23 protein-coding genes are annotated in these 21,552 nt (G+C 49.1%); 11 read left to right on the top strand and 12 right to left on the bottom strand.

The features are described 5' to 3' along the window. Nucleotides 1–16: 16 nt before the first annotated feature. From dksA to panC, 6 genes are all read left to right on the top strand, one after another. Entirely contained in the window at nucleotides 17–469 is a 453-nt protein-coding gene (gene dksA, locus CCE91_RS10295; RefSeq protein ID WP_086435216.1) for an RNA polymerase-binding protein DksA, read from the top strand. Nucleotides 470–482: 13 nt separating this feature from the next. Beyond that, nucleotides 483–1,379 carry a tRNA glutamyl-Q(34) synthetase GluQRS gene (gluQRS, locus tag CCE91_RS10290; RefSeq protein WP_086435215.1) on the top strand — a complete coding sequence of 299 codons (897 nt, stop codon included), beginning with the start codon at nucleotides 483–485 and terminating at the stop codon, nucleotides 1,377–1,379. A gap of 129 nt (nucleotides 1,380–1,508) precedes the next feature. Continuing rightward, entirely contained in the window at nucleotides 1,509–2,852 is a 1,344-nt protein-coding gene (gene pcnB, locus CCE91_RS10285) for a polynucleotide adenylyltransferase PcnB (protein WP_086435456.1), read from the top strand. 1 nt (nucleotide 2,853) lies between these two features. Continuing rightward, entirely contained in the window at nucleotides 2,854–3,345 is a 492-nt protein-coding gene (gene folK / locus CCE91_RS10280) for a 2-amino-4-hydroxy-6-hydroxymethyldihydropteridine diphosphokinase (RefSeq protein ID WP_198678034.1), read from the top strand. Between the two features lie 63 nt (nucleotides 3,346–3,408). Beyond that, entirely contained in the window at nucleotides 3,409–4,203 is a 795-nt protein-coding gene (gene panB, locus CCE91_RS10275) for a 3-methyl-2-oxobutanoate hydroxymethyltransferase (RefSeq protein WP_086435214.1), read from the top strand. A 9-nt stretch (nucleotides 4,204–4,212) separates the two neighbouring features. Continuing rightward, nucleotides 4,213–5,052 (top strand): pantoate--beta-alanine ligase, encoded by an 840-nt coding sequence (panC, locus tag CCE91_RS10270; protein WP_086435213.1) that lies wholly within the window; start codon nucleotides 4,213–4,215, stop codon nucleotides 5,050–5,052. Nucleotides 5,053–5,057: 5 nt separating this feature from the next. Here panC and panP read toward each other — a convergent pair whose 3' ends face one another. The 6 genes from panP to mpl form a co-directional block, all read right to left on the bottom strand. Beyond that, a complete protein-coding gene (gene panP / locus CCE91_RS10265; protein ID WP_086435212.1) occupies nucleotides 5,058–6,710 on the bottom strand; it encodes a pyridoxal-dependent aspartate 1-decarboxylase PanP in 1,653 nt (550 codons plus the stop codon). A 49-nt stretch (nucleotides 6,711–6,759) separates the two neighbouring features. Continuing rightward, on the bottom strand, nucleotides 6,760–7,464 hold the full coding sequence (gene trmB / locus CCE91_RS10260; protein WP_234996323.1) for a tRNA (guanine(46)-N(7))-methyltransferase TrmB: 705 nt from the start codon (nucleotides 7,462–7,464) through the stop codon (nucleotides 6,760–6,762). Beyond that, complete coding sequence (locus CCE91_RS10255) at nucleotides 7,461–8,237, bottom strand: ABC transporter permease (protein WP_086435211.1); 777 nt, start codon at nucleotides 8,235–8,237, stop codon at nucleotides 7,461–7,463. Before CCE91_RS10255 ends, trmB begins: the two co-directional genes overlap by 4 nt. Beyond that, nucleotides 8,230–9,165, bottom strand: coding sequence for an ABC transporter ATP-binding protein (locus CCE91_RS10250; RefSeq protein WP_086435210.1), 936 nt, complete (start codon nucleotides 9,163–9,165; stop codon nucleotides 8,230–8,232). The genes CCE91_RS10255 and CCE91_RS10250 overlap by 8 nt, the downstream gene beginning before the upstream one ends. Before the next feature lie 9 nt (nucleotides 9,166–9,174). Then, nucleotides 9,175–9,816: a flavin prenyltransferase UbiX gene (locus tag CCE91_RS10245; RefSeq protein WP_407681284.1), complete on the bottom strand. Its 642-nt coding sequence runs from the start codon at nucleotides 9,814–9,816 to the stop codon at nucleotides 9,175–9,177. 62 nt (nucleotides 9,817–9,878) lie between these two features. Beyond that, entirely contained in the window at nucleotides 9,879–11,219 is a 1,341-nt protein-coding gene (gene mpl, locus CCE91_RS10240) for a UDP-N-acetylmuramate:L-alanyl-gamma-D-glutamyl-meso-diaminopimelate ligase (protein ID WP_086435208.1), read from the bottom strand. A gap of 219 nt (nucleotides 11,220–11,438) precedes the next feature. On the opposite strand from mpl, the gene CCE91_RS10235 reads away from it, so the two are divergent. The 5 genes from CCE91_RS10235 to CCE91_RS10215 all read left to right on the top strand — a co-directional run bounded on the left by CCE91_RS10235 (nucleotide 11,439) and on the right by CCE91_RS10215 (nucleotide 15,534). Then, nucleotides 11,439–12,419 (top strand): class 1 fructose-bisphosphatase, encoded by a 981-nt coding sequence (locus CCE91_RS10235; protein WP_086435207.1) that lies wholly within the window; start codon nucleotides 11,439–11,441, stop codon nucleotides 12,417–12,419. 103 nt (nucleotides 12,420–12,522) lie between these two features. After that, complete coding sequence (gene ppa / locus CCE91_RS10230; RefSeq protein ID WP_086435206.1) at nucleotides 12,523–13,053, top strand: inorganic diphosphatase; 531 nt, start codon at nucleotides 12,523–12,525, stop codon at nucleotides 13,051–13,053. 6 nt (nucleotides 13,054–13,059) lie between these two features. Beyond that, nucleotides 13,060–13,782: an ABC transporter ATP-binding protein gene (locus CCE91_RS10225; RefSeq protein WP_086435205.1), complete on the top strand. Its 723-nt coding sequence runs from the start codon at nucleotides 13,060–13,062 to the stop codon at nucleotides 13,780–13,782. Further along, nucleotides 13,775–15,049: an ABC transporter permease gene (locus CCE91_RS10220; RefSeq protein ID WP_086435204.1), complete on the top strand. Its 1,275-nt coding sequence runs from the start codon at nucleotides 13,775–13,777 to the stop codon at nucleotides 15,047–15,049. The genes CCE91_RS10225 and CCE91_RS10220 overlap by 8 nt, the downstream gene beginning before the upstream one ends. Then, on the top strand, nucleotides 15,046–15,534 hold the full coding sequence (locus CCE91_RS10215) for a DUF3299 domain-containing protein (protein WP_086435203.1): 489 nt from the start codon (nucleotides 15,046–15,048) through the stop codon (nucleotides 15,532–15,534). Before CCE91_RS10220 ends, CCE91_RS10215 begins: the two co-directional genes overlap by 4 nt. 15 nt (nucleotides 15,535–15,549) lie before the next feature. Here CCE91_RS10215 and CCE91_RS10210 read toward each other — a convergent pair whose 3' ends face one another. The 6 genes from CCE91_RS10210 to CCE91_RS10185 all read right to left on the bottom strand — a co-directional run bounded on the left by CCE91_RS10210 (nucleotide 15,550) and on the right by CCE91_RS10185 (nucleotide 21,229). Continuing rightward, entirely contained in the window at nucleotides 15,550–17,763 is a 2,214-nt protein-coding gene (locus CCE91_RS10210) for a bifunctional diguanylate cyclase/phosphodiesterase (RefSeq protein ID WP_086435202.1), read from the bottom strand. A gap of 161 nt (nucleotides 17,764–17,924) precedes the next feature. Beyond that, nucleotides 17,925–18,683, bottom strand: coding sequence for a TIGR04219 family outer membrane beta-barrel protein (locus CCE91_RS10205; protein ID WP_086435201.1), 759 nt, complete (start codon nucleotides 18,681–18,683; stop codon nucleotides 17,925–17,927). 14 nt (nucleotides 18,684–18,697) lie between these two features. Then, nucleotides 18,698–19,690, bottom strand: coding sequence for a DUF2333 family protein (locus tag CCE91_RS10200; protein WP_086435200.1), 993 nt, complete (start codon nucleotides 19,688–19,690; stop codon nucleotides 18,698–18,700). Between the two features lie 35 nt (nucleotides 19,691–19,725). Further along, nucleotides 19,726–20,163, bottom strand: coding sequence for a copper chaperone PCu(A)C (locus CCE91_RS10195; RefSeq protein ID WP_086435199.1), 438 nt, complete (start codon nucleotides 20,161–20,163; stop codon nucleotides 19,726–19,728). A 42-nt stretch (nucleotides 20,164–20,205) separates the two neighbouring features. After that, on the bottom strand, nucleotides 20,206–20,511 hold the full coding sequence (locus CCE91_RS10190) for a hypothetical protein (RefSeq protein WP_086435198.1): 306 nt from the start codon (nucleotides 20,509–20,511) through the stop codon (nucleotides 20,206–20,208). Nucleotides 20,512–20,542: 31 nt separating this feature from the next. Continuing rightward, complete coding sequence (locus CCE91_RS10185) at nucleotides 20,543–21,229, bottom strand: PspA/IM30 family protein (protein WP_086435197.1); 687 nt, start codon at nucleotides 21,227–21,229, stop codon at nucleotides 20,543–20,545. Nucleotides 21,230–21,552: the final 323 nt, after the last annotated feature.

Raw genomic sequence — 21,552 nt, 5'->3', positions numbered from 1 at the left:
TCATAGGAGATCCATGATGCCTCAAGGCAAAGAAATAAAGACCCGCGGTATCCTGGCACTTGCCGGCCTACAGCCATATCAAGAGCAGCCGGGCGAAGAATACATGAGCGAAAAGCAACGCGCGCATTTTCGTCGTATTCTAGAAGTTTGGCGCCACCAGTTGCGTGAAGAAGTTGACCGTACTGTGCATCATATGAAAGATGAAGCAGCAAACTTTCCTGATCCTGTCGATCGGGCAGCGCAAGAAGAAGAATTCAGCATTGAACTGCGAACGCGTGACCGTGAGCGTAAGCTGATTAAGAAAATTGAAAAAACCATTCAGAAAATTGAAGCCGATGATTTTGGTTTTTGTGACTCATGTGGCATTGAAATTGGCATTCGTCGCTTAGAAGCACGCCCAACTGCCGACCAATGTGTTGATTGCAAAACTCTGGCTGAGATTAAAGAAAAGCAAATGACCGGCGCCTAATCGGGCGCCTGTTATGGCAACTCCCATGTCCGCTGCTTCCCGCTATCGCGGTCGCTTTGCTCCAACCCCCTCCGGCCCGTTGCATATTGGCTCTTTGGTAGCTGCTGTGGGCAGTTATTTAGACGCTCAGGTACATCAGGGCGAATGGCTGGTGCGAATTGAAGATGTTGACACCCCACGCGCTGTTGCCGGTGCCGACGCCATTATTCTGCAGCAATTAAAAGATCACGGCTTGCACTGGAGTGGCGAGGTTATTTACCAAAGCCAACGCAGTGAACGCTACGCCGAAGTGTTAGCTGACCTAACCGCCTTAGAAAAAACCTACCTATGCAGTTGCACCCGCAAGCAAGTTAAAGCCGCAGGCCCTTATTATACTGGTCATTGCCGAGTGCATGGTCCTACTGCAGGCAAAGCCACCGCCGTACGTTTTAAAAATGATCATCCAGTACTAGTGCTAGCTGACCGTGAGCATGGCCAGGTGCAACTTGAACCCGACTTCGCCGCCGAAGACTTTGTGCTCAAACGCCGCGACGGGCTGTTCGCTTATCAGTTGGCGGTAGTAGTAGATGATATTGATCAGGGCATAACGCACTTAGTTCGTGGCAGCGACTTGCTCACCGCCAGCGGCTGGCAAATGACCTTATGGCAACAGCTTAACCCGCACTTACCACAGCTTTGTCATTTGCCGCTGGTAATAGGCCCGGACGGACGTAAATTAAGCAAACAAAACCATGCACCTACGCTGCAACATAACCGCATTACCGAACAATTGCGTGAAGCACTAGTGCACCTTGGCTTACCTAGCCCGCCGGCATCGTTAAAAAATGGCAAAGCCTTGTTAACTTGGGGAATTGAAGCCTGGCAAAACAAGCGAAGTGCTTCCCTGATGGACGCCTGCAAGCTACAATAGCTGCTTTCTTAATCATTGCTCGGAGAAGCCGCTATTATCAAGCGCATCAAGGACTTTGCCCGCAGGGCATTTAGCAAAACAAATTCAGGCGCTGGCAAGGTAACCAAAACCTTAACCAAGCCGATTGTGCTGACCCGTGATCAGCATTCAATTTCTCGTAAACAAATTGACGAAAACGCACTTAAAGTGCTCTACCGGTTGCACAATGCAGGCTTTGAAGCCTATCTGGTAGGCGGCTGTGTGCGCGACTTGCTGCTCGGTATTCAACCGAAAGACTTCGATGTAACCACCAACGCAAAACCCGAACAGGTGAAAAACCTATTCCGCAATTGTCGTTTGGTCGGTCGCCGGTTCCGTCTGGCACATATTGTTTTTGGTCGCGAAGTAATAGAAGTAGCCACTTTCCGTGGTCACCACGACAGCAGCGAAGAAGAACCTGCAGCTAACTCAGGTAAAACGCAGCATTCCCGCCAAAACGACGCTGGTATGCTGGTTCGCGACAACGTTTACGGTTCTATTGAAGAAGACGCCGCGCGCCGCGATTTCACCGTGAATGCGCTGTATTACAACATTGCCGACTTTGCGATTTACGATTATGCCAATGGCGTGCGCGATTTAAACGATGGGTTAATCCGCATGATTGGCGATCCGGTTACCCGTTACCGGGAAGACCCGGTGCGCATGCTGCGCGCCGTGCGCTTTGCCACCAAGTTAAATATGCGTTTAGACGCAAGCGTGAGTGGTCCGCTGCTTGAGTTTTCAACGCTGCTACAAAGTATTCCTGCCGCGCGCATGTTCGAAGAATCACTGAAGTTACTGGCCGCCGGTAAAGCGGTGGCTAACTTCGACATGCTGAGTGAATACAATCTGTTTCAGCAGTTGTTTCCGCAGTTAAAAAGTTACTTAAAAGCTAAATCTGAACCGCCGTATCAAATGATCCGCCAAACTCTGGCTGATACTGATGCCCGCATTCAGAATGGCCAGCGCATTACTCCTGCCTACTTATTTGCCGCATTGCTGTGGTGGCCGCTGCAAGCTCGTCAGGAAAGCCTGTTGAGTGAAGGCGGCTTAGCGCCTATGGATGCGCTTAATCTGGCCGCCTCCGACGTGTTCGGTAGACAAGTGCAAACTATTTCAGTACCTAAGCGCTTTTCCATTCCAGCCCGGGAAATCTGGCAGCTACAAAGTCGCCTGGCCCGCAGTAAAGGCAAGCGCGCCGAAACCTTGTTAACCCACCCGCGTTTCCGCGCCGCTTACGACTTCTTGTTATTGCGCGCTAAAACCGCCGGGGCAGACAAAGACCAACTGACCAAGCTGGCCGAATTCTGGACTCGCTTGCAAAAAGAAGTGGGTCCGGTGGAAGTAAAACGACCTGATCGTGTTGCCGACGAAGCAGGCCCTTCGAAGCGTCGCCGTGGCGGCCGTGGTGGCCGTAATCGCCGCCGTAAACCACCAGTAAACAAAGGCGAATAGCATGATGTTTGCGCGCGCTTACATTGGCTTGGGCGGTAACCTGGGTAAACCTTTGGAAACCCTGCCGCAAGCACTGGAATGTATTGGTAAGTTAGAAGGCACTCAGGTAACCAAAGTGTCTTCGTACTACCAAAGCGCGCCTTTAGGCCCGGCCGATCAACCGGACTACATTAATGCCGTGGCACAATTGAGCACCCAGTTAACCCCCTTGGCTCTGCTTGAATCACTGCAAATGATAGAAGATCAGTTTGGGCGGGTACGCAGTCGCCGCTGGGGTGAACGCACCCTCGATTTAGATATACTGCTGTACGACAATCTGGTTCAACAGAATAGTACGCTAACCATACCTCACCCAGGGTTGATGCAACGCGAATTTGTAGCGGTTCCACTGGCAGAAATAGCACCACAGCTAACACTTCCGAACGGCCGCAGTATTCAGGATGTATGTAATAACCTGCCCAGCCATCAGCTTAAATGCATAGTCTCCCCATAACCTGACAGCTCTGCTACAATCGAGAATCCTTGCTTTTTGTTATTGCCAAAAGGACCTGAGTTTATGGCACGCACCACAATTTCCAGCTTAACCAAAATGAAAGCTGACGGTGAAAAAATTGCTTCTGTAACCGCATACGATTCCAGCTTCGCGCGAGTGTTCGCCGACTGCGGCATGGACTTTATGCTGATTGGTGATTCGCTGGGCATGACCCTGCAAGGTGAAGATTCCACGGTTCCTGTTTCTGTTGCTGATGTGGCTTACCACACCCGCGGCGTTCGCAAAGGCGCGCCGGAAGCCTTTGTCATGGCCGACATGCCCTTTATGTCGTATAGCACAGTAGAAGATGCCTGTTTAAACGCAGCAGAGCTTATGCGCGCCGGTGCTAACATGGTGAAGTTGGAAGGCGGCGACTGGCTGCTGGATACTATTAAGGCGCTGCAACAACGCGGAGTGCCGGTATGTGCGCATTTAGGCCTGCTGCCACAATCTGTAAACGTACTGGGTGGTTACAAAGTACAAGGTCGTGAACAGGGTCAGGCGGAAAGCACAGTTCGTCAGGCGCTGGCGTTAGAAGAAGCTGGTGCGCAAATGCTGGTGCTGGAATGCGTGCCTACGGAACTGGCCAAATTGATTACCGAAAAGCTGCACATTCCGACCATTGGCATAGGCGCGGGTCCTTATACCGACGGCCAGATTTTAGTGATGCACGATATGCTGGGCATCACCAGCGACTACATGCCCAAATTTGTGAAAAACTACATGCAAGATGCCGGTGATATTCAAACCGCCATGCGCAACTATATTGCCGAAGTAAAAAGCGGTGAATTCCCACAACCTGAACATTGCTTCGCGTAAAGGTTACTCATGCTAGTATTTTCTTCGCTGTCAGAGCTGCGCGGCTGGCGTGCTCAGCAAACCGCTGACCCCGTTGCGCTGGTACCTACCATGGGCAACCTGCATCAGGGCCATTTGCAACTGGTAAAACGCGCCCAGCAGGCCACCAGTCAGGTGGTGGTGAGTATCTTTGTAAACCCTATGCAGTTTGCGGCCAACGAAGATCTTGACCGCTACCCGCGCACTTTTGCCGAGGACTGCGCCGCATTAGAAGCGCTGGGGGTAACGGCAGTGTTCGCGCCAACCGTCGAAGACGTGTATCCGCGTGGCCTAGCCAATCAAACCAGCGTTACGGTGCCGGAAATTTCTGATATTTTATGCGGCGCCAGCCGCCCTGGTCATTTCCGTGGCGTGGCTACTATTGTGTGCAAACTATTCAATATGGTGCAGCCCGACATTGCTGTGTTCGGCCAAAAAGACTACCAACAGTTGCAAGTGATTCGCCTGATGGCAGCAGATTTGAGTATGTCGGTAGATATTATTGGCGAGCCCACGGAGCGAGCCGAAGATGGTTTAGCTTTAAGTTCCAGAAACGGGTATTTAACTACCGAAGAGCGCGCCAAGGCACCTTTTATTTACCAACTGTTGCAGCAGCTGGCTGAACAGCTACAGCAGGGTGTGGCGCCAGCTGAGGTTGAGCAACGCGGTTTAACAGCCTTAACCGAGCAGGGTTTCCGGCCGGATTATTTAAGTGTGCGTCGCCAACAAGACCTACAACCGGTAGCAGCTGCAGACACTAAGCTGGTTATTTTGCTGGCTGCTTACTTAGGTAACACCCGCCTAATTGATAACCTGTGTATGCAACGCTAACCGGCTCAGTCCCGGTTAGTAAGCCCTAACTCACGCAGCTCCGTATGCAACGCGCCCAGCAAGCTGGTGGCCTGGCGCGCTATTTGGCGCTGCTCTTCCAGTACTTCCGCCAGCATGTCCTGCGTTGTTAACGGATTCGCCAGTACCACCCGAAACACCACCGTCGGCTCTCGCCCATATTGAGCCGGAGTCAGCTTCGTCCGTGACACAAACGACTGGCCGGTTTCCCGTTGGCGCTTCTGTACAAAACGAGTTAATGCATTCAGGTGTGGCGTGAGGCGCCGCACTTGTTCTGCGGATGCGGTTTTTAATGCCACCTTCACCCGGGTTGGCACAAACCGATAGGTTAACAGGCATAACTCGGGGTGAGTAATCACTTCAAAGTCGTTCTGATCGTCAATAAGTTTGGCGAAATAACGCGCTTTTTCCATGCTGCCATCTATCAGCAATTCATAGCCGCTACGGCCCATTACGTGTAGCGCCGAGAACACCATCATGGCCATGCCCGAGCGTGAGCCTTCCATGGTATGCGACCCTAAGTCTTTTGAACCGTGGCGAATAATGTACTCCGCGTGATGCTCAATGGCACGCACCATGCCCGGATCACGGAACAACACCATGCCAGCGCCCATAGGCACATACATTTGCTTGTGCGCATCTATGGTCACGCTGTCGGCGCGTTCAATGCCCTTCAGCAAGTGCCGGTGAGTGTTCGACAATAAAGTTGCACCACCCCAGGCAGCATCCACGTGAAAGTGGGTACCTATTTCTTTGGCAACGTCGGCCATTTGGTCAAGCGGATCAATATGGCCAGTTTCAGTAGTACCGGCAACGCCAATAATGGCCATCACCTTACCGCCTTCAGCCGCCACTTTTTCACAGGCTTCGCGCAGGGCATCAATACGAATACGGTTGTTTTCGTCGGTAGCTACGGCAACCAGATTGCGTCGGCCTATACCCAGCACATCAGCAGCTTTACTAAGCGAATAGTGACCGCGCTCAGACACCATCACCGTGGCTCGCTTGTAGTTATAATGCGCCAGCCCTGCCGCTAAACCGTCATTGGCTACGCCAGCAAAGTCGCCGTCGGCTTTTAACAAGCGGTTACGGGCAACCCATAACGCAGTGATATTGGCCACTGTACCACCGGAGCACATAGCACCCAGTGAATGCTCAGCACTGTGCATCCAGCGTTTATAAAAAGCTTCGTCCTGCCCGTATACAAGGTGATGCAACATGCCCAGAACGTTGCGCTCGAGCGGCGTAAAAGCCTTCGAGGTTTCAATTTTTACCAGGTTTTGATTCAAGCCCACCATGAGCTTTGCCAGTGGCAATAAGAAATAGGGAAGCGCGGAAGTCATGTGACCAATAAAACGCGGCGAAGCTGTGTGCACCGAATGTGCTACCAGCTTGTCGAGCAGAAACTCGGTGTGATCAGACACATAGACCGGTTGTTCCGGTACCGAACTGGCCTGAAAGTTTTGCTCAATTTCCTGCAGCGGTTTTTCGCGGGCAACAATATGCTCACCCAGAAAACCCATCAGGTTTTCAGATAAGTGGCGTTCGATTTTACCTAGCGTGGAATCCGGTGCCTCGGGAATGGTAAAAATCTTGAGCAGGGCTTCCTGGTTTACTTCCGCAAAATTGGTTTTACTCAAAACGAAATCCTATACAACCACAGAATTTGTGGTGCTGAGCGCATGGGGCTTATTCTGCCTCGATCGCCGAAAAATAGCGACTGTCTTCAGGTAATTGTGCCTGTAATTGCCACAGCTGTTGATTGCTATTCTGGTACTTTCGCTCAAACGGCGTCAAGGGTTCGTTGTCGGCCAGAAGCGTTTTTACCGATGCCGAACAATTCACCAACGCCAGCGTAGCCGCCACTTCGGTAAGATAAATCACCCAGTTGGAGCGCATGACCAGTTCGCCACCTAACGCCATTACGTATGGCCACACCGGGCTACCATGCCAGCGCCTACTTAAATGCGAGGCTTTTGGCCACGGATTCGGATACAAAATGTAATGTTTGTGCAAATGCCAGTTCGCCGCCACGGCTAACCGCCAAAAATCATTTAAGTCGGCCCGCACCAAAATATAACGCTCACCCGCCCCTGCTTGCTCGTATTGCGCATGACGTTGCAGCCGGTGTGCTGATTTGTCCACGCCAATAACCAACGCTTCTGGGTGTTCCTGCGCCAAACGTGCAGTACTCTCACCCACACCGCAGCAGGAATCTAAAATCAACGGCCCCTGCCAGTCAGCCACCAACCGCTGAACTTCGGCAAAGGCTTCGGCGTTGTGTTCCTGAATTGGCTTTTTAAAGGGTGACCGCAAATGGCGCATTACCAATGCGGTCAGCTCGTCGTGATTGCCATTTTGGTTGGTGGTAACCGGTCGCGATACTGAATTCACGTACGAATTCCCACACCACGTTCAAGCAACGAATACACCACGGCGAACAAGGCAATATTGAAACCAATAATAACCGTTAACGCCACTGCCATATTCACATCAGAATAACCAAGGAATCCGTAACGGAAGGCGTTTACCATATATAAAATTGGGTTCATTTTAGCCACCCACTGCCAGGCTTCGCCCAGCATGGATACCGAGAAAAACACCCCGCCTAAATAGGTCAGCGGTGTTAATACAAAGGTTGGCACTATCGAAATGTCATCAAAGGTTTTCGCGAACACCGCATTCAGTAAGCCGCCCAGTGAAAATAGCGTTGAGGTTAGCACCACACTTAACACTAAAATGCCGGCATGATGAATTTGTACGTTTTCTACAAACGCAAACGACACCAACGTAACAATAATAGCCACCAGCAATGAGCGCGCTAAACCACCGCCCACGTAACCGGCAATAATAGTGGCCGTAGACACCGGCGCTACCAGCATTTCTTCAATGTTGCTCTGGAATTTCGCCCCGAAGAATGACGATGCCACGTTCGAATACGAGTTGGTAATAACCGACATCATAATCAGACCCGGCACAATAAATTCCATGTAGGAAAAGCCGGCCATGTCGCCAATACGCTCCCCTACAATGCTACCGAAAATAACAAAGTACAGGGTCATGGTAATTGCAGGTGGTACCAGGGTTTGCACCCAAATGCGTAAAAACCGCGTGCACTCTTTAATCCAAATTGTTTTCAGGGCAGTCACGTTATAACCACTAGCCATGCTTATGCTCCTTTACCTGACGGCCTTTTTCTACCAACCCGACAAATAGTTCTTCTAAACGGTTTGCTTTGTTACGCATCGACAGCACTTTTACATTTTGCTCGTTCAGCTGTTCAAACACTTTGTTCAAACCGGCGCTCTTCTCAACGTCCACTTCCAGCGTGTGATCGTCTACCTGCCGCGACACCATGCCGGTTAACTCAGGTTTGGCCTGATCTGGCGCCAAGTCCATGACGAACGTTTCCATATTCAACGTAGCCAGCAAACGCTTCATAGAGGTGTTTTCAATAATTTCGCCGCTATCAATAATGGCGATTTTACGACACAAGCTTTCGGCTTCTTCCAGGTAATGGGTCGTCAGGATAATGGTGATACCTTGCTTGTTTATTTTCTCAAGGTAATCCCACATGGAGCGGCGTAGTTCAATATCCACCCCAGCGGTTGGTTCATCCAGAATCAACAAGCGTGGTTCATGCAACAACGCCCGGGCAATCATTAAGCGACGTTTCATACCACCGGACAGTGAGCGCGCACGCTCATTGCGTTTGTCCCACAAGCCCAGTTGTTTCAAATATTTTTCGGCACGTTCGTGCGCCAGCTTACGCGGCACGCCGTAGTAACCAGCCTGATTCACCACTATTTGGGTAACGGTTTCAAACTGATTAAAATTAAATTCCTGCGGCACCAAACCAATTTGCTTTTTCAGCTCAACCAGTTGCTTGTCCAGGTCATAATCAAACACAGTTACGCTGCCGGCAGTTTTATTTACCAACGACGACACAATACCTATGGTGGTTGATTTACCTGCGCCATTTGGGCCCAGCAGCGCAAAGAAGTCACCTTCTTCTACATCCAGATCAATTCCTTTTAAGGCTTCAAAACCGCCTTTGTATACTTTCCGTAAGCCTTTAATTGAAAGCGCTTTCATAACTATCGGTTACTCCTTAGCAGAGGCTTTCTCATAACCCCAACGCGGCACCAAATTCTGGTCCAGGTTAAGATGATCTAAAATTCGGGCCACCACAAAATCCACCATATCGTTGATGCTTTGCGGTTGATGATAGAAGCCCGGCGCAGCCGGCATTATGGTAACGCCCATGCGCGACAGCGTTAACATGTTTTCCAAATGAATGGTCGACAACGGCATTTCCCGCGGCACCAGTATTAACTGGCCGCGTTCTTTCAACACTACATCGGCAGCGCGCTCAATCAAGTTGTCACTGGCACCTGTGGCAATAGCTGACAAGGTGCCGGTGGAACAAGGACACACCACCATGCGTTTCGGTGCAGCCGAGCCCGAGGCTACCGGCGACAACCATTGTTCTTTTCCAAACACCTGCAAGCGGTCGTCAGCAACCTGAAAATGTTCGCGTAGCGCCTTCGCTAAAGCTTCCGGCGCCGCTGGCAACTGCCAGTCACACTCGGTAGCGAATACCACCCGGGCAGCGCTGGACATCAGTAAATAAACATTCTGCTGTTGCGCCAGCAAGCATTCTATCAAACGCAGCGCATAAGGCGCACCTGAAGCGCCGGTAATAGCCAGCGTAATAGTATTATCAGCTTTACTAAACTTGCTCACCGTCATCACAATTCCTGTTTAGTTACTTAACCAGCACGTGATTCAATCACCGCCAGAAAGTGCTAAGAACGCAGTTGCTCTAACAAGCGTTCATGAATATTTTCAAAGCCACCGTTACTCATAATCAGCACCTGATCATTGGCGCGCAAACTGTCTTTCAGCTGCAATAGAATATGGTCGACGCTGCTCAAACAATGCGCTTGCGGCACTTGGTCGGCAACCGACCAGGGGAGTTGCGGTGGTACCAAAATAAACACTTCGTCGGCCGCAGCCAGGGATGCCGCCAACTGATCGGCATGTACACCAACTTTCATGGTGTTCGAACGCAACTCCAGTACGGCAATAATTCGCTGTGAGCCCACTTTCGCGCGTAAACCAGCTAGCGTAGTGGCAATAGCTGTCGGGTGGTGAGCAAAATCATCGTATACACGGATATGGTTCACTTCACCGCGTAATTCAAGGCGTCGCTTGGTATTTCTATAATCGGCCAGCGCGGCACAGCTTACTTCGGGGCTCACGCCCACGTGCATCGCTGCCGCGATTGCCATCAGCGCATTCGCCACATTGTGCTGCCCCACCAGATCCCAACTCACCTGACCACGTAATTTATCGTCAAAATAAACATCAAACTTTGACCCGTCCGGGTGCTGTAGTTTTGCCTGCCAGCGGCCTTTTGGCCCCACGCTCACGCGCTCACTCCAACATCCAGCCGCAAACACCGCGTCTAAATTACTTTCCTCAAGCGGATAAAGCACTTGACCGTACCCTGGCACCACTCGCAATAAATGCGCAAACTGGCGTTGAATAGCCGCTAAATCAGGAAATATATCGGCATGGTCAAACTCAAGATTGTTCAGAATTAACGTGGACGGGCAGTAGTGCACAAACTTGGAACGCTTATCAAAAAACGCAGTGTCATACTCGTCGGCTTCAATGACGAAAAAATCGCTGTTACCCAGCCGGGCTGAAGCATCAAAATTAGCCAGCACGCCACCAACCAAAAAGCCCGGTTGCAAACCGCCCGCTTCAAGTAGCCAGCTTAAAATACTGGCGGTAGTCGTTTTACCGTGGGTACCGGCTACGGCCAATACCCAGCGAGTTTGTAACACTTCATCATGCAACCATTGCGCGGCAGACTGATAGGGCAAGCGGCGGTTCAGTACTGCTTCAACGGCCGGGTTACCGCGGCTCAAGGCGTTACCAATAAGAATTAAGTCGGCTTGCTCCGGCAGGTCTTCGGCGGCATAACCTTCGGTGAGCTCAATTCCCTGTTGCTGTAATAAGGTGCTCATCGGCGGATAAACCTGCTGATCAGCCCCCGTTACCTCATGCCCAAGCTCTTTTGCCAGAGTTGCAATACCCGCCATAAAGGTACCGCAAATACCTAAAATATGAATGTGCATGATTCGAGAGAGTCTCCTCGCTGAGCGCTACGCGCGTATAATCCGGTTATTATTATTCCGCCAAGTGTAACATGGGCGAGAATCTAGGCAGCATTTTAGCTGAAATTACGGTAAACTTTAGCCCGAATTTAAATTGGTTGGCACCAGCTTTGTAGGCCTTTACTTATATAGCCTCCAGCAATCTGCCAGCCCATCTCAGTTTTTAATGGCGAGGATACCATGCAACGCTTAATTCCGACCTTACGTCGTGATCAAGTCGATGAAGCGCTGATTTCAGTAATTAATACACTGCAAATTTGTGCCAAAGAGATTTCTTATCGTTTGCACCAAGGCGAACTGGCAGGCGTGCTGGGTTCAACTCTGGATGAAAATATTCAGGGCGAAACACAAAAAAAACTGGATGTACTGTCCAACCAATTATTAAAAGACATACTGCTTGAATGTAAGCACGTGCGCGCCATTGCCTCGGAAGAAGAAGATGGCATTGTTGACGGAGATGAAAGCGGTGACTATCTGGTTGCGTTCGACCCGCTTGATGGTAGCTCAAACATCGACATCAATAGCATGGTTGGCACTATCTTCTCAGTACTGCCAACCCCGAAAGATGGTCGCAGCGGCCCGGACATGTTCCTGCAGCAAGGTACTCAACAAGTTATGGCTGGTTATGTGGTGTATGGCCCTTCCACCATGTTGGTATTCTCCACCGGTAAAGGCGTGAAAATGTTCACCCTGGACCAGACTGTGGGTGAGTTTTTGTTAACGCGTTCAGACATCACGATTCCGGCACACACGCAGGAATTCGCCATCAATATGTCGAATCAGCGCCATTGGTCGCCAGCCATGCAGTCATACGTAACCGACTTGCTGGCCGGTAAGCAGGGCCCGCGGGGTAAAAACTTTAATATGCGCTGGATTGCTGCCATGGTGGCTGATGTTCATCGCGTACTTTGCCGCGGTGGCCTATTTGCCTATCCCTGGGACAGCCGTAAACCGGATAAACCGTATAAATTACGGTTATTGTATGAAGCTAACCCAATGAGCTATTTGATTGAACAAGCCGGTGGTAAAGCAACGACCGGGCTGGAGCGCATAATGGCGGTACAACCTACCGACATTCATCAGCGCGTAGGGGTTGTGCTGGGTTCTGCAGACGAGGTTGAAACTTGTCTGGAATACCACACCCGCAGCGGGAACGAATAAATGAACTTCGCCTTTAGTCGGGGTTCGCAAGCAGCTAGAATCAACGTATAATTTGGCTATCTACTATTTGCATTTTTGAAACTTGAAACGAACAGGAATCATCATGAGCTTAAGTTTGGTTAGTGCCGGCAGCAACATGCCAGAAGAAGTAAACGTTATTATCGAAATTCCGGCCAATGCCGACCCGATTAAATACGAAGTGGACAAAGACACTGGTACCTTATGGGTTGACCGTTTTATGTCAACGCCAATGTTTTACCCGTGCAACTACGGCTTCGTGAACCAAACCTTGTCGTTAGACGGCGACCCGGTTGATGTACTAGTGTTAACGCCGTTCCCGTTACAAGCAGGTTCAGTAATTAAATGTCGCCCGGTTGGCGTATTAAAGATGACTGACGAAGCTGGTGAAGACGCGAAAGTTGTGGCGGTACCAGTAAGTAAATTAACCAAAGAGTACGACCACATTAAAGATGTAAACGACCTACCTGAGTTGTTACGTGCACAAATTACTCACTTCTTCGAGCGCTACAAAGAGCTGGAAAAAGGCAAGTGGGTAAAAGTTCAAGGCTGGGGTGACGTAGCTGAAGCAAAAGCTGAAATCCAAAGCTCGTTTGAACGCGCCAACAAGAAGTAAGTGATTATGAGCTCCTGCGTCCGCATTCGCGATCTTCGCTTTCGCTGGCCAGGAGCTACTGACCTGCTGCTTGATATTCCACAGCTGGATATCGCCGCAGGTGAACGAGTTATGCTGCGCGGCCCCAGTGGCAGCGGCAAGTCAACCTTGCTCAGTTTGTTAGCGGGTATTTATGCCCCACAACAAGGTTCCATTGAGCTTCTGCAACAGAACTTAGCCTCTCTTTCTGCTCGTCAGCGCGACAAATTGCGCGCCCATGACATTGGCTTTGTGTTTCAACAGTTCAATTTACTTCCTTATCTTTCGGCACTCGACAATGTATTGCTTGGCAGTCAGTTTTCCCGCCAACGCCGTCAGCGTATTGCTGATAGCGGCGAAACGCTAACCGGTGCCGCCGAACGTTTACTAACCGAGCTAGGTATTGTGGCTGCAATTCAACAACAACCAGCACATACCCTTAGCGTGGGCCAACAACAGCGGGTTGCCGTAGCGCGAGCTTTACTAGGCAAGCCGGCTCTGATTATTGCTGATGAACCCACGTCGGCATTAGATGCCGAGCGCCGCGACGAGTTTTTACAGTTGTTATTTAAAGAGTGTGAGCAACAGCAAACCGCTTTGCTGTTTGTGACCCATGACGCCAGTTTAGCTAGTCATTTTTCCCGCCACCTGGAACTGGCAGAAATAAATAACGCTCACCAGAACCATACGGGAGAATCCAGCAATGTTTAAACTGGCCCTGTATAGTTTATTGAATCGCCGCAGTAGCGCCATACTGACCGTATTTGCTATTGCTCTAAGCGTACTGTTATTGCTGGGTGTAGAACGCGTTCGCGAACAAGTTCGGGCCAATTTTGCCAATACCGTATCGGGCACTGACATCATCGTTGGTGCGCGTACCGGTCAGGTACAGTTGCTGCTTAGCTCGGTGTTTCATATTGGCAGCATGACCAACACGCTCAGTTGGAACAGCTACGAGTACCTGCAAGAGTTACCGCAAGTGCGCTGGCATATTCCGCTGGCACTTGGTGATAGCGTTGGTGGCGCGCCAGTGGTTGCTACTACCAACGACTTCTTCGAGCATTTTCAATATGGCAGCCGCCAGCCGCTGGAATTTGCTACTGGCGAGCACTTCTCAGGCCCTACCGATGTGGTTGTGGGTGCCTTAGTAGCCAGCCAGCAAGGGCATGAGGTGGGCGCGGGAATTACTATTGCCCACGGCGCTGGTGGTATTAGTTTTAGTCAGCACGATACTCATGACTTTCAGGTTCGGGGCGTGTTAAAAGCCACCGGAACGCCGGTTGATAAAGCCGTTTATATTCCACTGGAAGGTTTAGCGTTAGTACATGACGAAGTAACGGGTACGCCAGCAACTGACTCTGGACACGATCATGATCACGACCATGCTCATGACAATGAACATATGGACGAGCACTCAAGCCCCACACAAACCTTAAGTGCGGTGTTATTGGGGTTAGAGTCCAAGCCGTATGCGATAAGAATGCAGCGGCAGATTAATACCTACACCATGGAACCACTTACTGCCATTATGCCCGGTATGACGCTACAACAGCTGTGGCAGACCTTAAGCGTATTCGAGCAGGCTCTGTTCGTGATCACCATTTTGGTGGTCATCACCGGCCTGTTAGGCATGCTGACCACCTTGTTGGCCAGCTTGCGCGAACGCCGCCGTGAAATGGCGGTGCTAAGAGCCGTGGGAGCAGGCCCAGGTACTATATTTACCTTATTGGTAAGCGAAGCTGTTTTGCTTACCTTGTTAGGTTGTGTAGCCGGTGTGGTTGGGCTTTATGCAGCGCAGCTTATAGCCGCGCCGCTACTAGCTGAGCAATTAGGTTTATCGCTGAGTGTTACCGGATTACAAGCCAACGAATGGGCATTGCTTGGGCTGGTGCTTATTGCTGGTATACTGGTTAGCTTATTCCCGGCCTGGCGCGCCTATAAATTATCTTTAGCAGACGGATTAACGGTGAAACTATGAAACCATTAGCAGGCATGATGTTTAGCCTTGCACTAGCAGTAATCGCATTGCCTTCACTAGCCAATGATTATAAGCCAACCGAATGGAAAGAGCTGATTCCTGAAGGGTTTGAGCCACCACCGGTGCGCTCGCAAGCTTATTACGATCAGAATCCGGAAGAAGCCAAGCAGTCAGAAATTGATGCCCCTATGGTGAATGAACTAGATGGTAAGAAAATTCGCATTCCCGGTTATGTGGTTCAGCTAGAAGGTGACGCCGATAATGTCACTGAGTTTCTATTGGTGCCTTACTTTGGTGCCTGTATTCATGTTCCGCCACCACCACCAAATCAAATTATCCACGTTACTTTCCCCGAAGGTGTTCCTTATGAAATCACCTATGACGCGGTATGGGTAGAAGGCACTGTCAGTGTTGAACGAAAAGAAAGCGAACTCGCCGTGGTGGGTTACCAGATGGAAGCTGTGAAGGTTGAATCTTATTACTAATAACTGACCGCGCTACTATTGTTTTAGTAGCGCTTTTAGTTCTTTCGCGGGCATCGGGTGAGCAAACAAGTAGCCTTGTGCCTCGCCACACTTCAAATGCTTAAAGTATCGGGCCTGGTCTTCAGTCTCTATGCCCTCGGCAAGTACACTTAAACCAAGTCTATGAGCCATATCCACTATAGTTTCAATAATAATTCGGCCACTATCGGTACAGGCATTTTGTACAAATGAACGATCGATTTTCAACCGATCTAATGGCAATTTCTGAATATAACTAAGCGACGAGAAACCCACTCCGAAGTCATCAATAGCGACCTGCATACCGGTGCTTTTCAGGCGGCGTAAGATATCAGCAACCAGCTCTGGGTCTTCCATCACTATACTTTCGGTTATTTCCAGCTCAATACGGTCCGGGGCAACATTGTAGCGCTTCAAGGTTGCATCAAGGCGTTCAGGGAAGTCTTTGGTGCGGAACTGTGGTACCGATACGTTTACCGCAACGCGCAATTCCGGCAAACCAAGTGCATCAAACTGCTGCACTTCCTTGCACGCCTCTTCCAGCACCCAAGCTCCAATCTCAACAATGAGTCCGGAGTACTCCGCTAAAGGAATAAATACGGCTGGTGAAATAAAGCTACCATCGGCTTGTGGCCACCGCAGCAGGGCCTCGGCTCCAATGATGCGACCCGTTTCCAGTTCTACTTGCGGCTGAAACCACACTTCGAGTTTTCGTTCGGCGAAGTCGGAGCGTAGTCGACTCACCAGGTCAAGCCGGCGCAGGGTTTCTTCTTCCATGCTCGGATGATAATAATCAAAACTTTGCAGCGAACTATTCTTCGCATTTTTTAACGCAATATAAGCATACTTCAATAAATCCAGACCGCTATGTGTGTCATGTTTGCGAGTAAAACCACAAGTAACGTTCAGCGGAATGTATTGCTCTGATGCTTTAAAAGGTAATAAGAAAAGGCTTTCTATGTGCTGCGGATTGATTTGCTCTTCGCCACCTATAACGCCATATACATCAGCGCCAAGTCGGGACACAAATACGTCGCTGCTAAGCTGCGCGCGCAAGCGCTGAGCAACTGACACCAGCAGTTCATTACCAACATCCTGACCCAAACCTTCGTTCACATCAGAGAAATGATCAATATCAATAATTGCTGCAACCATTTCGCTGCTGGTGTTCTGAGCCAGTTTATCTAACATGCGAATAAATTCGGCGCGGTTTGGTTGGCCGGTAAGTTGGTCAAGGTATGCAGCGGTGCGCAAATCTTCAAACAGGTTTGCGTTTTCAAAACCAATGGCAATGTTTGCTAAAAATACTTCAATTAATTCTTTGTCGAACGTACGTAGCGGCTCGCTTGTTTCTATAAAAGCAGCAGCTTCGTGCTCGGCGCAATCGATAAAAAACACAGTCGCATGGTCTAAAATAACATGCTGACGCTCTGTCAGGCATTTAGTCACAGCCTCAATTACGCGTTTATCTTTCACTTGCGCTAATGGGTTATTAATAGCATCGGCGTAATGCCCGGCAGCACCAAGCACAATAATGTCTTTGTCGACCTTACCTGACGGACCGCGTTTGTTCACCCGCGCGCCAACAATACCTTCAGCACGCAACCCAAGTAACGAGGCTATTTGCGTAACCACGCCCTCAGAAAAATTGATAATTGAATGGCGTTCCATCAAATTGGCGGCGGAATGAATAATCTTCCGAAGGCCACGCCGGTTCTCGTTAATGGTTCGAATTTGCTGATAGGAACGCACCGCAGAAAAAACTGTGGTCATTAATCTACTGCGGGTAAGCTCGGTCTTGGTTTTGTAATCGTTAATGTCGTATTGCTTTACGACACTTTCTTCAGGCGCGTAACCGGGTTGGCCGGTGCGCAAAATAATTCGAATTTCTTCGTTTTGTAACTCATCGCGAATAGCTTTAACAACGCGCAAACCAGCGTCGTCGGTTTCCATTACAACGTCCAGCAATACCATAGCAACGTCATCGTTATTGCGCAGGTATTCGAGCGCATCAGCACCACTATAAGCATGCGCAAATTGCAGCGTTTTACCTGCAACAATAACGCCACTTAAAGCGAGTTTGGTCACTGAATGGATTTCCTGATCGTCATCAACGATTAAGAGTGTCCAATGGCCATCTGTATGTTCTGCACTACTTTGCTCTTCTTCATCGTGAAGAAATAACAAGCTGTCGTCTTCGTTGCCGTGCATAGGAACATCCTAAATGCGATGTATTAGTTTTAGGAGCAACTGCAGCGATTAGAGTGTATGTAGGTAAAATCGCCAACCCCGAGAGCAATAGGGAGCGACATATACTGTCGCTCCCTTTTAACGTACCTTACTAATAATGAAAGACTTTCTCTAGCTTTTTATTAAAAATGTAATTCCAGACCCAGATAAGGACCTTTGAACTGAAGGTCACTGTAAATATCATCTAAGTCGTCTAATTCTAACTGTGTATCGCGATAGCCGAGTTGCAAGTTTACGTCCACGGCTAAATTTTCTACCAATCGATACTCAATGCCCGCTTCGATATCTCGTATAGAGCTGTCATCTATGGCTAGAAAACTCCCTTTCGCATACAAAGTCAAATCTGTGGCTGGAATTCCCAACCGGAAATGACCGTAAGCGGTGGGAACCCACGCCGAAGCTTCAATGCTATTGCGGTTGCCATCTTCGTCGGTCACCTGCAAGAAACCATCAACGTTCATAGCATTAATACCAAGATCAACAGAAATTAGATCGTTATCAAAGATCTCGTAGTACAAAATATAATCTGTATGACCCAGATCAATATCAGCAGTCAAAGTGGTCGTAACTGGATAAACTTGCCCGTTAAACTCGTAGTTACGGTCAAGCGTAGTCGTACCTTGATCCGCTAAAGTAGTGCGACGGATCTGGATATTAGGTAATAAAGGCACCGGATGTTCCAGCGCTATGTAGAAACTGGTTTGGGTATCGTCAGTGAAATCAAAGCTGACCTGATCATCACTAGTACCAAAGCGGCCCGAGGTACTTGTATCCCAGTACTGCCCTCCCGCATAAACACCGAAAATAGTATCTGCCTGGGCAGTTGGCTGTATCGACAGCGCCGCGACAGCAGTCGCAACTGCTAATAATGTTTTCTTCATTTGGTTTCCTTTAATTACCCTTGTGCCATTAAATCTTTTAAATCAATAAGAGCGGCGTTTGCGCGTGAAATGTAATTTGCCATAACCAGAGAATGGTTGGCAACAAACCCGAAGCCGGAGCCATTTAGAATAATTGGACTCCAAACTAATTGCTGAGTCGCCTCAAGTTCATGAATAATTTGTTGCAGGCTCACTTGTGCATTTTTCTTTTCCAAAACATCAGCAAAGTCTACTTCAACTGCTTTCAAGAAATGCAGTAACGCCCAACTGGCACCGCGTGCTTCATAAAACACGTTGTCTACGTCCCACCAACTGGTTCGTTTTTGCAGTTCGAGCGGAATAGCACGTTGGGTCAAGCTGTCCTGACCCGCAACAGAGATGCTCAGAGTTTCGTCCACCTGAGCAACACTGGCACTTAAGCGTTGGCTTAACGAGCCTAGCCGCTTATCTACTTCAACCAACCAGCTGCGCAGGTTATCAGCTCTGGTATAAAACTGTGCACTGAAATCCGCAGAATCTGCTAGCGCTAAACGAAAATTAATAAGTGCTTCACGGGCATCGGTATACTCGGATTCGGCCGGCGGCATAAACCAACTAGTGTGGTCAATATTCAAGGACGTTTGGGCGGTAGTCAGATAAGGATTTTGCAGGGATTGTGACTGCGACCGACTAAACTCCCGTCGCATAGCAAGTGCTAAATCGCGAGACATTTCCAGCACACCAAATTCCCACGCCGGAATATTATCCAGCAAAACCATTGGTGGCAGAATGTCATTGGACATGTAACCACCGCGCTTGTCCATTAAGGTTCCGATAGTTTCAATCAAAGCCGTAGTGGTCGTATAACCAGTTACCATTTCCACGTTATCAGCCTCGGCAGCGGTCTGTGCTCTGGCAGTAACGTCAAAAGTATCGGGTTCGCTACTTAAGAACCAACCAATGATCCAAAGCACCACTACTACACCGACAATGATACCTATCCATGAGCGCCAACCTGGCACGCGCATAATCTACTCCTTAGTGAATACTTTTATATGCTTAGTTAAATTGGGCGAACTTCAGCCAGTATTGACTTAGTTTCTTCACCCTTGAACAGCAATTGAATTTCGAATGTTTGACCGGGTGTGAGAGGTTCTTTTATGCCAAACATCATTAAGTGTAGTCCACCTGGCGCAAAGGTAATGGTTTTGTTTGCTTCTATTTCAAGCTCACCAACTCGGCGCATGCGCATAACGTCCTGCTCATGAATATGCTCATGAACTTCAACGGCTCGCGCTACCTCGGTATTGGCACCGACCAGGTACAAAGACTCTGACGATTTATTGGTAATAGTGAAATATGCAGCACCATTTTCGGCACCGGGGATGGATTGTTTCGCCCACACATCGCTGATAGTAAATTCAGTATTCGCTTGGGCTGTATTAAAAAAAGACGTGCTGACCATGGCTATGGTCAGCATTATTTTGAAAAGTCTGTTCATTGGTATTCCTATTCATTCGATAGGCCGCATGTGTATTCAATTCTACACAGATCGTGGGCTTTTACGAAAGAATAAATAAAGCAGACCAGCGATTAACAAAATCGGCCAAAGTGAACTTAACGCGGCCAGTAAAACTGCTATGAACGCAGCAGCAATGCCTAGCACTACGCTACCACCAATGGCCATGACACCGAAGAATATAGCCGCCGCCACTACCACCATCACGATACCGGTAACGCCAATGCTGATAATTCCGCCTAATATCCAGCCTACCGCCGACATCAACTCTGGGCCGAAAAAGACAATGGCTGCAATAGCTACCAAAATCCAGATCATTGATTTACTCATAACAGCTTTCCTTTTTGCATCCAGCAGCTAATTAAGAAGCTGCTGGTTTGTTGTTAGATGATTCTTTTGCGCGTTGATACAGCGCCTGTAGTTCTTGCTCAACCGCATCTTCGTGCTCAATTTGCTCGAATTCTGCAGCCAGACCAGTATTTTTACCCAGGTCATAAGCTTCTACGCGGGCTTCAAGTTCCTCTACCCGGGCTTCATAGCGCTCATACTTCGCCATACTGTCGGCAACCGCCTGCTGGGTAGTCAGTTGTTTGCTTTGTAAACGTACCGAAGCACTGCTGCTGCGCACTTCAAGCTGTTGCTGACGCTGACGGGCATGGCTTACTTTGTCCTGCAACGTACTGATATCAGCGCTAAGCTTGCCGATTTGCTCTTTCGCCAACTCCAGGTCTTTATCTAACGAGCTAATAGCCTGTAGCGATACTTGACGTTGCTGTAGTGCTTTGCGAGCCAAGTCTTCACGATCATGGCTAACAGCTTTTTCTGCTTTCTCTTGCCAGTTTGCTGCCGCAGTTTCCAAACCCTTGCGCTCGCGCTCAATGCGTTTTTGTTCAGCCAAGTGTTTGGCTGCTTCTGAACGCAAAGTGACTAACGCAGCATCCATTTCCTGTACCAGTAAACGCACCATTTTCTTTGGATCTTCTGCCTTATCCAAAAGTGAATTTACATTTGCCTGAACAATATCGCTAAACCGAGAAAAAATAGTCATGTTGTTTACTCCGTGAAATTGAAAATAAAACCCTTATTCATGGCTTAGTCTTTTCAAGTCACGTGCCAACTACGCTAAATCGAATTATCTTATTGTTTATTAACGATATTATTAAATAGAGAGGAGCTCTAGGCAGGTTCTAAGGAAGAACGCGAAATAGGTGTATTTACTACTAGTTAGCATTTTTGACTAACTTTTAGGCAGCTTTTTATTTTATGGATCCAGCACGTAGCCTGCGGTTCTACCGCAGGTGAGGTGGTGCTGTATCGAAATAGCTATGTTACGAAGATGGGGCTCCCGGCAGGCTCAGCCCTGACGTGGAA

It is taken from the genome of Pseudidiomarina planktonica (genome assembly GCF_900177775.1).
Lineage (GTDB): Bacteria > Pseudomonadota > Gammaproteobacteria > Enterobacterales > Alteromonadaceae > Pseudidiomarina > Pseudidiomarina planktonica.
Note: the sequence above shows the minus strand (reverse complement) of the source record. Positions and strands in the feature narration are given on the sequence as shown.